Consider the following 12985-nt stretch of genomic DNA (forward strand, 5'->3'; position numbering starts at 1 on the left):
TTGGAACGGATGCAGGTGCAATGGCTAATTGCTTTCGTTTCTGTTGAGAAATGAACAACGCATGCTGGATGTGTTCAGGAAAGAGGGGAAAACCATGGATCGGCGCATCGCGCGATCAAGACAAGTGATTATGCAAGCGTTCATTGAGCTGTTGGGAGAGCAGGAATTTGAGAGGGTCACCATTCAAGGTATTGCGGATCGAGCCAATGTCAATCGCGGAACAATCTATTTGCATTTTACAGACAAATATGACCTGCTGGAACAGAGCGTGGAGAACTATCTGATGATGCTTGCTGACAGTTGTGTGCCGGAGAATGGGCCAACCAATGAACTGTCCCGTGACCTGCTGATTCGTGCGTTCACGTATCTGAAAGAGCATGCAGCAACCTATAACGTTTTGATCACCAATAAAGGTATTCCAACGTTCAGACACCGTATGACACAGATGATTGAAGCGAATATCACCTTGGTGGTGAATCAAATGACGCTAGAAACCGGTATCCACAAGGATATATTGGCGCAATTCTTATCCGTTTCCATTACGGGGTTGATTGAGTGGTGGGTCATCCAATCTATGCCATATACGCCAGAAGAGATGGTTGAACAGGTGGCTAAGATTTTGGAAGCAAGGCTGCAGCTATGGGATACGAAATAAATTATATTTTGAAATGTGACTTAGATGCCGAATTCAATTCATCAACTAGTTGCCGTAATCTGCCCGTTAGTTTCAATAAAAAGGACGCTCCCGCGCCTTCGCTTGGGCTACGTCCTCCTCATTGTATTCCATTTCCAATTACTAAATTAAAGCACATACGCGGGTAGCATGTAGTTCTTAAATAGGGGACTTATCTTAACCTAAGCACTAAGAAAATACTTTATTAATCAGTCATTCCCCGCGAAAAAAATAGGACCTATCACGATAAAGTCCCCCTCATTTTGGTATGACTGTACTTCCTTTTTCGACACGCAGAAAAATATTATCCTATTTGTGCCTCGTTTTCTAAATCGCGTTTTCACGACCGCCATGATATGATTCAAAAAACTAAGAATTATCTAATGATTTCCATATATGAACTCACATAACATCAAATAAGTAAGGTGGGATGATCATGCAAGAGAATGCCAATGTTCACGCTCCAGACAGATGTATATTTCTCGTTACCGGGATTATGGCTTCGGGAAAATCAACAGTAGCTCAGTTACTTGCTGAAAAGCTGAATCGAGGCGTTCATCTGCGAGGTGATTCGTTCCGACGAATGATTGTAAATGGCAGAGAGGAATATATGCCCGAACCGTCAGAAGAAGCCATTCGTCAGTTGTGGTTGCGCTACAAAATAACAGCCTCTACGGCAGACACTTTTTTTGAAGAAGGATTTAATGTCGTTGTACAGGATGTTGTGATTGGCCCCTTTTTAGGCGAATTTGTTGAAATGATTCAAAACCGTCCGTTGTATGTGGTAGTACTCACGCCAAATGAAAAAGCGGTTGAAGAAAGAGAAGCTTCCCGTCCCAAAACAGGGTATGGTGCTTGGACGATTTCCCACCTGAATAAAATCTTGCAGACCGAGACACCAAAGCTCGGCATGTGGATCGATTCTTCCGAGCAGACGCCTCAGGAAACTGTCGAGGAAATCTTACTCTCCGTGAAAAAACCTGAGTTCGGTAAAATCCCGAACTCAGGCAACCAGATCGTCTAACTTCTTACACTGCGTACATGGTTGGCCAGAAGTACTCTACGCCTTCCGCGTACAAGAACGCTTGGAACTTTTTCAGCTCATCGGGAGTGTTACGGACAGCGCGAGGAGTCAGGCCATGTTGCAAGCAATAAGCTGTCAAATAACCAGCTACTTCACCGACGTTCCACTCTACTGGGTGGAGACGGAAGCATCCATTTGTAATATGCGTAACCCCAAGATTTTTGCCCGCTGGCAGCAAGTTATTTACACGCACAGGGATTAGGCTGCCCAACGGAATTTGGAACGGATAGGTAGACACATCGACGTAATTGCGGTTCGCTGTGCTCGGATGCAGGTCGATTCGGTAGCTACCGACACCAACAGAATCTTCGAAGGCTTCTGCTTTGCCTGTTTTGCGGACAAATGCGCTCACATGTTGCTCCAATACGGTGAATTCTGCTTTGATCCGGCGGGATTCACGAATATAAGGATACATGGCCAGTCCATCCTCTGTTCCCATTACATCCTTGCGCAGTCGCAGTCCTGGATACCCTTGTCCACCATCTGGGCGAGGAGCCTCTGTTTGCATCCAATACAGAAGGGAGAGACTCAACTGTTTACCGCCGTAAAGGTGACGCTGACGCTCTTCCTCTGGCACATCAATGATCGAGCCGAGCCAGTAATCATTTTGCGGCCAGTTCACAGTCGTTACGCCACTCTTGTACAATCCGGTTTGGAAGTTCTTCGGATCAGCAATCTGACGATACGTGAAGAGTGGAAAATACTTAGTACCCGGAAACAGCTCATATCGTACAGATTCAGCAGTATTTCGCGGGTTGGAGCCTGTCCAGCTAAGCAGCTTGTCCGGCCAAAAATCTGCTTTGTAGTTTCTCCAGAAGTCATACGTTTCCGGCTTGGCAATTGTATGATCTTCTCCCTCCAAATAATCCATGGCAAAGCAATACGTAAATGCCTGAATATCATTTGGCTGCGGCGGCCCGACAACAGCATTTGGCTCCCCTGTTTGATCCACTGATTCAGCGCCAAGTACGTATTCTACTCCGGCTTGTGGGAGTACATCTCCACATTCTGTCGCGTCCAAGAAATAAGGTGCTACCAGTTCATGAAAATCATGATGCTTCTGATCTTCTACTGTGATCGACAGTACGTTATCGCCAGCCATGCGAACGGCATGCAGTTTGTGATTCGTCAGAATAGTAAGTCTACCACTGTTAATATAAGGAGCAAGCATCTGATAAAAAACAGCTAGCGCAACTTTTGGTTCGTGGCAAAGGCGACTTACCGAACCGTTACCAGGATCAAGATTCGGGATGACGCGGGCTTCTGCCGTCATTGGATAGTGGTTACGATAATAATCACGCACGCTGTCACGGAATGTGCGATAGCTGCGCGTGCAACCGAATTGTTCGATCCATGGATGCTCATCTGGCGGTACTGCTTGGCTCGTAAATTGACCCCCAATCCAGTCAGTTTCTTCCGTCATAATAACTGATTTTCCTGATTTCGCTGCTGCCAGTGCTGCTGCGCAGCCACCAGTACCTCCCCCAATAATTACCACATCAGCATGAAGTTCTCTCATTCTACTTCCCTCCACATTCTCTGCTTTTTGGTTGTTTCTTCCAGATTGTACGCAAAAATTGACAAAAGGTTACAATTTTCTCAAAAAAAACAAAATAATATTTTTCATCGGCTTCTACTTGTGCAAACTTTGATTCTGCATTCGTGCCTCAAATTTACCTAGGAGTTGCTGCCCCTTTTCATCCCCTTCCTGCTGTCTCTTACCAAGCCAGCATTCTACATCTCTACCCTGAAACTTGTATCGTTGGGTGAGATTTCCTTTGCAAAGTTATTTAAAATAGGAACGTACGTTCTTATATAAAGATATACGAACACGATACGAACAGTAAAGAAAATATTTCCTTTTTTCTCTATTATTTGCAAAGCTCTAAACGGTTAAGAGTAAGCCAAAGTAATTGTAAGCACAAAAAATCCCTCCAGCTCGACTTTCTCCAGCATGAAGGGATGTTTACATCGTCTTTATTTAAACAAATTAATCGTAGTAATAATGATTGGCATCGCGAACACGTCAATCAGAAAGGCACCTACGATCGGAACGACCAAGTACGCTTTTCGCGAAGGACCAAACCGTCCCGTTACGGCCGCCATATTCGCCATTGCGTTCGGAGTAGCGCCCAAACCATGCCCTGTAAAGCCTGCGACCATGACTGCGGCGTCGTAGTTTTTGCCAAGTAAACGGAACAGAACGAAAATCCCAAACAAAACGATGAAAACTACTTGAACAAATACGATTACGAGCATTGGAAGCGCTAGATCGGCAACTTCCCACAGCTTGATGCTCATCAGTGCCATGGACAGGAAGATTCCGAGTGTCACGTCACTGATCAGGTTGATGCTCTTCATGTCGATTGCCTTTGGATTGAGCTTGTCTACGATATTACGGACAATCACCGCTACAAACATCGCTCCCACATAACCTGGTAAAACAAATCCGGTTGCAGTAGAGAACAGCTCTCCCAAATACGTTCCCAATGCCATACAGAACGTAATCAACAGGACTTGGATGAAGAAGGTATTCGAGTGAATCGGTTGTCCTTTTTCTTCTTCTGTCTCTACTACTTCTTCCGTTTCCGTCGGTTTCAGATCGTGTTTGGCAATTAAATATTTCACAGTCGGTCCGCCAACCAAGCCCCCTGCTACGAGACCAAAGGTAGCTGCTGCGATCCCAATCGCCAACGCAGATTGAATGCCCATATCCTCAAGCGTTTGTCCAAAAGCGCCAGCCGCTCCATGTCCACCTTCCATTGAGACAGCCCCTGCCATCATCCCGATCAACGGATGAATACCGAACACGGAAGCTAAAGACACACCGATTACGTTTTGGGCCAAAGCCAGAAATCCACAGGCGATCCAGTAAATAACGAGCAGCTTACCACCAAGCTTGATCAGCTTAAAGCTCGCTCCCAATCCAACGGTAGTAAAAAACGTGAGCATGAACAAGCTTTGCAAGGAAGTATCCAATGTAATTTGTAAAATTCCGGTCGCTTTCAAAGCCGTTGCAATGATAGCGAACAACAAGCCCCCAACCACTGGTGCCGGGATACAAAACTTTTGCAAGAAGCTAGCCTTTTTTACGAGAAATGTACCTAATACGAGAAGTGCTACTGCGAGAAAAATCGTCGTTACTTGATTAAGTGCTAACGTCATAGTTGTCTCCCCTTAGTTCTCTAGTAATCCCATGATGGCTTCATTCGTCAAGTAAGCACCTAACTTTACTGTTCTTCCGTTTTCATCTAAAACCGGATTCACTTCACAAATATCAAAAGAAAGCGTTTTCTTATGAGCGGCAACGGTACGGATCAAAGTGCGAACAACCATCGGTGTTAAGCCGAAAGGAGATGGAGCACTTACTCCCGGTGCAAAAGCTGCGTTTAAAACATCTGTACACAACGTCAGCATGACATGGTCGTGCTTTTCGATGAATTCGCTTACAGATAAACAAATTTCATCCATTCGTGCGTCTGTCATCTCTTCTTCATACACATAGCGCACACCAAGCTCATCTGCTTTATCAAATAGCTCCTGTGTATTTCCGAAGCGTTGAATCCCCAGCACATAATAGCTGCTATTTTTGTCATGCTCTAGTATTTGCCGAAACATCGTCCCCGATGAAGGCTGAACTTCATAGGAACGCAAATCGAAATGAGCGTCAATATTGATAATGCCCAGAGAAGCCTCTTTTCCAATATACTTCCGGACACCAACGTAATGTCCATACAAGGTCTCATGGCCTCCACCTAAAATAATGGGCGTCATGGCTTTGGAAAAGATCGCAGAGACGGCATTCCCCAACTCTTCCTGGGCAGCTTCTAGCTCTTCGTTTGGACAAGCAACATTCCCCACATCAACAATCCGTTTTCCTTCCTCCACCTTCCAAGGAAGACTTGCAAGCGCTTGCCGAATTGCGTTTGGAGCTTTGGCTGCACCCAATCGTCCTTGATTGCGCCTTACTCCCTCCTCGCATTCAAACCCAATGATAGCGACTGTACGATCCTTGGCAGCTTGCAATGTATCCAAGTCCGTTATTTCTACAATCTGATGGTAGCGAAAACTACTTCTTCTCTCCGTATGGTCAGTCCGGCCGGTCCACAAATCTGCTGATACATTCATTGGCAAGCTATTCACCCTTTCTGAACCTTTTGTTTATTGATTATATAATGACAAACTTATTATTTCTAATATATAATTCAAATAAATTGATAGCTTTAAGCTATAAATAAGGGTAGGCGATCCAGTTGGATATCAAACATTTGCACTATTTTGTGACAGTTTGCGATCAGTTGAGCTACTCCAAAGCCGCACAAAAACTGCATATTTCACAGCCTTCCTTAAGTAATGCGATCAAAAATCTGGAGCAAGAAGTCGGCTCTCCACTGCTCGAGAGAAACACGAGGAAAATGGAACTGACGGATGCTGGTAAAATCTTGTATCAGAAATCGTTGCTGCTTCTTTCCCAAATGAACATGCTGAAAAAAGAGATGGAAGAAGTGAAGCTGACCGGGAGCGGCGATCTCATCATCGGCATCATTGAATCCGTGAAGCATTGGATTCCAAAGGTCATTCGCGGATATCAGGGGCGCTTTCCCTCTATTAACATCAAGCTAATCGAGGTGCTAAGCGGGAAGGCTGTAAAGGAATCACTGCGGAAGTATCATACGCACTTGCTCATAACCAACCAATTCATCGATGAAGACGATATCGAATCCTTTCCCCTGTATGATGAGCGCTTAATGCTGGTGCTACACAAGGATCATGCGCTGGCGGAAAAAGAATCCGTTCGATTGAAAGACTTGGCTAATGAGCCATTCATCATTAGTACAGAGGGATTTCAGACAAGGGAGGATATTTTAACAGCCTTTTCGTTTGAACAAGTCAACCCGCAAATCAAATTTGAGATTGAGCGCTTTGAAACTGCGTTGACATTAGTGAGAGAGAATCTGGGGGTTACGATTATTCCGGAGAACTATTTGTCTGGATCAACAGATGCTTCGCTTGTTCGGAAAACGATTGATTCGCCTGCGTTGGAGCGGACAGTTTACTTGGCGTACTTGAAAAATCGTTATTTGGCCCCGGCGATGCAGGCTTTTCTAGAGGAGGTTCGGGGGAAGTTTCCTTCCAGAACATAGCCAATACCCTCTACATCACATAGAGGGTATTGGGTTACTACCTTTGAGGAATCGTCAGCGTTAACTCTTCTTCCGTATTCTTCTGATAATCTTTCTTCCAGTAGAGAAGCTCGGTTTCACTCTTCCATTCGAGTGGGAAGTAGTCCGTATGATCATCGGCTTGAAGCAGCTTTTTCTGCTTCATGGTAGCCAAATCATACAGCCATATGTCTTCTGTATCTTCGTCTTCCATCCCGTATTTTTCTTTCGCAACTCTCCCACTTGATAAAGAAAATGCTGCCCATCTCGAATCTGGTGAGAAATGGAATTGGGAAATATACGAAAAAGGCTCACTCATTTTATCGTTTGCTACCTGATAGATTTGTCCGCCGCGATGTCTGCTCGTTCCCGTATCCAATAGGAGATACTCAGAATCGGGAGACCATGTAAAGAAATAGCGGTCAATGACTGCCTCTTTTATTGGGGAGGGTGAATCGTTGCCAACCTTCCAAATGTATGCCTGACCCTCTTCGGTCGTTCCCTTATAATAGGCAACTGCCTGAAAGTTCGGCGACCATTCGGCGTGAAATATATCCTCGTTTGTATACAGCTTCTGCTCGATCTTGTCCATTTTCTGCCTTGTTTCCGGATTCACCTGTATACTTTTTGCCTCCAAGGTTGTCTGTGGATAAGTAGCGGGATCAAAAAGATGATAGAAATCCTTCAAACCATCTTTTCCAAGTACTTTTACATGGTGAGTCGAGCGTTCATAATAGCGGGCGTTTCGGCCATCTCCATCCTTGTCTGGTAGGTGAAATGTGTATTCATCCTCTTTCCACTCCCCCTGATATGTTCCCCCTTTCACTTTTTCTATTTCCCGGATTTTATTAAGTACTTGATAAGGAGACAGAGGTTCTTTTCGTTGTTCTTCCACTGGTTGGTTGGTAGGGACTGTTGTGTTTGGGCTAGAGACTGGAATGGGTTCAGATGTTGGTTCTTTCTCCGTTTCTTGATTGGGTGTAACGGGTGGAGTAGGGCTTGGTTTTGCTGCGGTCTCTGTTGTTTGGCCGGTGTTTTCCGATGTGATCAGTTTGGTCGGTTCCTGTTGACATCCGGTTACCAATACGATCATCCCAAGCATCGAAAGCCATCTTCTTTTATTCAAAGTTTTTTTCAATGGTTAAGCGCCCCCAAGGATGGTAAGAAGTAGAAATAATACATTCCGATTATACCAATTTTTACGCCGATAGAATAAATTGATTTCACAAGTCGATCATCTTTTTATATAATTGGGAAAGTCTTGAAAACATTCAAAAGCAGGTGATCTTTTGGTTAGTGTAGGCGATGCTCCTTCTACCTTTTTTGTGTTTCTCCCCGTCCTTCTCCTCTTATTTTTGAACGTGATTAATATTGTCATCAGCATTTGGGCATACCGTGATGCAAGGAGACGAGGGAATAGCAAGGAGTTCTCTATCATCGTGCTTATTGCTTTATTGTTTTTTCCGATTATTGGGTTGATTGTTTATTTGTTGATTCGAAAAGATAAGTTTTGAAAAGTAAGGAATTCCCTGTCCTTACTTTTTTATTTTTCTCTTCGTACATCCCTCCACATTTGATTTTCCGAAAAAAAAAAAGCAGTTAAACAGGAATCTCTTCCTGCTCAACTGCTTGATAAGAAAATATGATTGATTAGTCTCTCGTCACATGGAGGATCAGATCGTTCTCAAATCCGCCGATTGAGATGTCAGAATAGCACTTGAGCATTTCTGTTAGCATCACCTTTGCTTCCAGTCTGGATAGTGGTGCTCCCAGGCATAAGTGGCAGCCTTTTCCAAAGGATAAATGCTTGTTGCTATTCGGTCGATGGATATCGAATTGATCTCCCTGTGCAAAGGTATTTTCATCACGATTGGCAGAACCGAGCCATGCCATGACGATCTCTCCTTTTTTCATCAGACTTCCGAACATATCCGTATCTTCTTGAACCTTGCGCATCAAAACCTGTGCTGGCGGACGGAAGCGTAACACTTCCTCGATCGCTTGATCTACCAGTTCCGGATTGTCTCTTAATTCACGATATACGCCTGGTCGATCCAGTAAAAAGCAGTAGAAAACACTGAACAAGAGCGTACTTGTCGTTACATTTCCTGCGAGCAGTAAGCTAATTGCAATATCAATAATCTCGCGGTCAGATAGTTTTTGGCCTTTATATTCTGTTTGCGTTAAATCGGAGAGGAAATCTTTTGCCGGGTTCTCTCTTTTTTCTTGAATGATCGGCGAGAGATAAACAGCCATTTCTTTCATAATTTCTTCTTTTTTAAGGGTAATATCCTCATACGTTTCGCGGGTCCCGGAAGTGATGAGAACATCGGACCATTGTTTGAACAGCATCCAATCACTGGACGGTACACCGAGCAAATCGGCAATGACAATCACCGGCATCGGGGTTGCGAGATCACCTAAAATTCTGATGCTTTGCTTTTCTTTTACTTCCTCTAGCAAATGACGTGAAATTTCTTGAATGCGCGGCTCCCACTCCTGAAGTGTTCTGGTTGAAAAGGCCTTTGTATAAAGCGCTCTCCTTTTTCCATGATCAGGCGGGTCCATCTCTGTGATGCCCTTTTCTTTCAATGCAAGGGAACCGGCGATTCGTTTGCCTGTATCGCTTGAAAAGAGATGGTAATCGGTCAGCACACGCTCTACATCCGGATAGAGAAATACGTTCCAAACCTGTTGCTTTTCATCGTAATGGACCGGGCTATTTTTTCTCATTTCGGCATACCAGCCGTATGGTTCAAACTGTTGTTGCAGATTCTCGGCACCTGATATTTCATTAGGGAATACTATTTTATTCATTTCAATCACTCCTTATTTAAATAAGTAGGGAATTGCTGCAAACTGCTACACTCGGTAGGACTTGATTTCCTCTATCATGGTATCTAGGAGTTTTTCTATTAACCCACTATCTGTATTCGATTCAAAGAAGGAAATAGTGAGGGTTATGCAATCTTGATACGTACTGACTCCAAGCATCAATCCTGGTGCGTAATAGGCTGGCGAGACGATATACGCCCCTGCGACTTTCACATCATCGAATGTTATTTGACTCGTACTAATCATACCGAAATTTGATAATATTGGTGTACTTTTTCCATCTGCTACAATTTGTTTTCTTACATCCTGAATGATCTTCAAGGTGTGATCGAACTCGAAATTTTCCACAAAGGCAAACGTGTTTACCGCATCATGCAAAATCTCTTTATTATCGCGTTGATTCTTCATGAATTCGGCCACTTCTTTTACCTTATCTGCAAATGTCCCTGTTGCTTGATTCATAGTAGCGTGAACAACGCCAGACAAGTTGTAAATCGCGTCTGCCTTGCCTTTGGGTAAGAATTTCCTTACATTAACTGTCACCATGACTTTTATTTGCTCTGCCGGAACATTCTCCATCTGTTGATATAAAGCTCGCATGTAGGCAGCCAATAGCACATCATTTACCGTGAACCCTTTTTGTTTAAATCCATGCGCCAGCTCCAGCCACACTTCGCGCGGTATTCTGCGAATGGCTTGTCTCCTTTTGGCTGGTTCTCCAGGCATAAACGGAAGTGTTGGTCCCTGGGGTTCTGGGGCTTCCGGCATCCCGCCAGCTGGGATACCCATCTCCTTGAACAAACGGCTCTGATCCCTGCCCTCGGGGTTTGATTGGGGAACGTAGCGAGGGTTTTTGGCAAGCTCACTATATAGCGACGCTAACAAGTGAACATACTCGATCAGCCCTGCTCCATCACTGCATAGATGATTCAGTTTGATGCAAATGATATCTTTGGTCAGGGTACGCAGAATGCGAATTTTGACCATCGCATCAGCATCGATGTCTATTGGGCTCGACAGCCACTCCTGTATGGCTTTCTCTACGGAATCGGATTCACTGAGAAGTTGTAAGGAACACCAACCGCTTGACGCCAAATCGCTGCGTCGCTCCCAATAGGGGCGGACTGGATCTTTTATAAAACGGCAACCAATGATCGGTTCCGCAATGGTGCTTGCCTCCATCGCTTGAAGCAATCGCTGTTGATTCACCTGTCCGTCCATTTCCAGCACCATTTGTAGCTGGCAATCGGAAAGATAGCTAACCATGTAATTAAACCTGTCACTCCCGTTTGCAGGCAGTCGTTGCGGGATTGCCATGTTCTGATTTACTTCACCGACATTCATTTCTTTCACACCCCTTCAACTAAAAAACATCCTGACTGTCCTTTTTATCAGCAGATTCTTGGGCTTCTATCGAATGGAAATCTTGTATTCCTCTAACCACATATTTATTTGGACGAGGTATTCGATCAGTTTGGTTGATTGAGCGAGATTCATAGGGGCTTTACCATCCAGTACAAATTGGATCACAGACTTATTAATCAAGGGTAATAAAGGCGAATTGGGATTCGCCAGAATTTGCTTCATATGGTCCAAAATCGCATGGTAATACTCTGGGTGATAGGTCATCGGATATGCGCTTTTATTGCGGTACAATACTTCCTGCGGCAAATAGCCTTTGAACGCTCTGCGAAGCAAGCCTTTTTCGATTTGATCAATATTTTTTACTTTCCATGGGACATTCCATAAATATTCAACCAAGCGGTAATCACAATAGGGAACACGTACTTCAAACCCCGTATACATGCTCATTCGATCCTTGCGATCCAATAGCAGCGGGAGAAAGCGAGTGATAAAAAGGTACGACATTTTGCGTTGTTGAGCTTCCAGAGCTGTCTCCCCTTCCAAAGGGTGCACCTCTGCAATCCCTTCCTCATACCGCCTGCGAAGGTATTCTTGTGGGCGAATCTTCTCGATGGCTTCTTCATTTAAAAAGGAACTCCACCCGTCATGCTCCATCCAAGGGAATTTGCCTGAATTCAAGAATTTCTCCTTTTGAAACCAAGGATACCCGTTAAACACTTCGTCTGCCGATTCACCTGATAGCGAGACGGTCGCTTTTTTCTTCATTTCCCGGCAAAACAAATAGAGCGAGGTATCTGTCTCCCCTAATCCCGGGAGATCACGCGCTCGCAACGGCATATGAAAATGAGTGATCAGATCTTGAGCGTTGAAGGTAATCTCTTGATGTCTCGTTTGTACATGCTCTGAGACTTTTTTTGCCCATGGCGCATCCAAGCTAATGTGCAGCAAGCCTTCTTCAAAATGCTGATCATTGTCAACAAAATCTACCGAATAGGTTTGCAACGTCTGCCCTTTTTTACGAAGCTCTTCAGCGGCTAAAGCGACCAGGCCACTAGAGTCCAAACCGCCAGACAGCATACTAACCAATGGCAGGTCAGAGATTAACTGACGCGTTACCGTGTCTTGTAACAGGGCACGTATCCTTTCTGTCGTTGTATCCAAATCATCGGTATGCACCTTGCTCTCCAGTTTCCAGTATGGCCTTGTCCTGATTTGATCCTTTGTAACTGTTACACAATGTCCAGCTCGAACCTCATTTACATTGCGGAAAATACCAAATCCAGGCGTTCTCGCCGGACCGAGTCCGATAATATCTGCTAACCCATCCGCTTCAACTTCAGGCTTCACTTTTGGATGGGCAAGCAAGGCTTTCAGTTCAGAGCCGAACAAGAACGAGCTCCCACGTTGACAATAAAACAATGGTTTTACACCCAAGTGGTCACGTGCTAAAAACATGCGATGATTTTTTTCGTCCCAAATGGCGAATGCAAAAATTCCATTGAGATGACGGACACATTCCTCTCTCCATTCCAAAAAAGCGTGCAGTAATACTTCCGTGTCAGAATTGGTTTGAAAAGTGTGTCCAAGCAGCTCTAACTGGCGGCGCAGCTCCAAATAATTGTAGATTTCGCCATTGAACGATAAGACACATGTCTGATCTCCTTCTCGGTAGATCATGGGCTGCTTGCCACCTTCTGGGTCGATCACAATCAGGCGCCGATGCGCAATTGCTGCCCGAGGGGACAACCAATACCCCTCTTCGTCTGGCCCGCGATGCTGGATCGCTTGAGCCATTTTCTGCAAAATAGCATGCTGGGATGACAAATCGTCATCCCAATCAAGCCATCCCACAATTCCACACATAGT

General features: G+C 44.6%; 11 protein-coding genes. 4 read left to right on the forward strand and 7 right to left on the reverse strand.

What is annotated here, in order from left to right:
• Positions 1 to 94: 94 nt before the first annotated feature.
• Both BBR47_RS19880 and BBR47_RS19885 read left to right on the forward strand, forming a co-directional pair.
• Positions 95 to 655: a TetR/AcrR family transcriptional regulator gene (locus BBR47_RS19880; protein ID WP_015892225.1), complete on the forward strand. Its 561-nt coding sequence runs from the start codon at positions 95 to 97 to the stop codon at positions 653 to 655.
• A gap of 448 nt (positions 656 to 1103) precedes the next feature.
• Positions 1104 to 1697, forward strand: a complete 594-nt coding sequence (locus BBR47_RS19885) for an AAA family ATPase (protein WP_015892226.1) — start codon at positions 1104 to 1106, stop codon at positions 1695 to 1697.
• Between the two features lie 4 nt (positions 1698 to 1701).
• On the opposite strand, the gene BBR47_RS19890 is transcribed toward BBR47_RS19885, so the two are convergent.
• The 3 genes from BBR47_RS19890 to hutG form a co-directional block, all read right to left on the reverse strand.
• On the reverse strand, positions 1702 to 3276 hold the full coding sequence (locus BBR47_RS19890; protein WP_015892227.1) for an FAD-dependent oxidoreductase: 1575 nt from the start codon (positions 3274 to 3276) through the stop codon (positions 1702 to 1704).
• Positions 3277 to 3734: 458 nt separating this feature from the next.
• Positions 3735 to 4922: a sodium/glutamate symporter gene (gltS, locus tag BBR47_RS19895; RefSeq protein WP_015892228.1), complete on the reverse strand. Its 1188-nt coding sequence runs from the start codon at positions 4920 to 4922 to the stop codon at positions 3735 to 3737.
• Positions 4923 to 4934: 12 nt separating this feature from the next.
• Positions 4935 to 5900 (reverse strand): formimidoylglutamase, encoded by a 966-nt coding sequence (hutG, locus tag BBR47_RS19900; RefSeq protein WP_015892229.1) that lies wholly within the window; start codon positions 5898 to 5900, stop codon positions 4935 to 4937.
• A gap of 110 nt (positions 5901 to 6010) precedes the next feature.
• Between hutG and BBR47_RS19905 the strand changes: the two genes are divergently transcribed.
• Complete coding sequence (locus tag BBR47_RS19905; protein ID WP_015892230.1) at positions 6011 to 6901, forward strand: LysR family transcriptional regulator; 891 nt, start codon at positions 6011 to 6013, stop codon at positions 6899 to 6901.
• Positions 6902 to 6938: 37 nt separating this feature from the next.
• Here the strand turns inward: BBR47_RS19905 and BBR47_RS19910 are convergent, their stop codons facing one another.
• Complete coding sequence (locus BBR47_RS19910) at positions 6939 to 8057, reverse strand: hypothetical protein (RefSeq protein ID WP_041749534.1); 1119 nt, start codon at positions 8055 to 8057, stop codon at positions 6939 to 6941.
• A 151-nt stretch (positions 8058 to 8208) separates the two neighbouring features.
• Here BBR47_RS19910 and BBR47_RS19915 point away from each other — a divergent pair, with 151 nt between their 5' ends.
• Positions 8209 to 8433, forward strand: coding sequence for a PLDc N-terminal domain-containing protein (locus BBR47_RS19915; RefSeq protein ID WP_015892232.1), 225 nt, complete (start codon positions 8209 to 8211; stop codon positions 8431 to 8433).
• Between the two features lie 136 nt (positions 8434 to 8569).
• Here the strand turns inward: BBR47_RS19915 and BBR47_RS19920 are convergent, their stop codons facing one another.
• The 3 genes from BBR47_RS19920 to asnB form a co-directional block, all read right to left on the reverse strand.
• The gene (locus BBR47_RS19920) at positions 8570 to 9736 is read right to left on the reverse strand and encodes a cytochrome P450 (protein ID WP_015892233.1); all 1167 of its coding nucleotides are present in this window, start codon (positions 9734 to 9736) and stop codon (positions 8570 to 8572) included.
• A 45-nt stretch (positions 9737 to 9781) separates the two neighbouring features.
• The gene (locus BBR47_RS19925; RefSeq protein WP_015892234.1) at positions 9782 to 11098 is read right to left on the reverse strand and encodes a hypothetical protein; all 1317 of its coding nucleotides are present in this window, start codon (positions 11096 to 11098) and stop codon (positions 9782 to 9784) included.
• A 66-nt stretch (positions 11099 to 11164) separates the two neighbouring features.
• Positions 11165 to 12982: an asparagine synthase (glutamine-hydrolyzing) gene (asnB, locus tag BBR47_RS19930; protein WP_015892235.1), complete on the reverse strand. Its 1818-nt coding sequence runs from the start codon at positions 12980 to 12982 to the stop codon at positions 11165 to 11167.
• Positions 12983 to 12985 lie beyond the last annotated feature (3 nt).

This window comes from Brevibacillus brevis NBRC 100599 (genome assembly GCF_000010165.1).
Taxonomy (GTDB): Bacteria; Bacillota; Bacilli; order Brevibacillales; family Brevibacillaceae; genus Brevibacillus; species Brevibacillus brevis_D.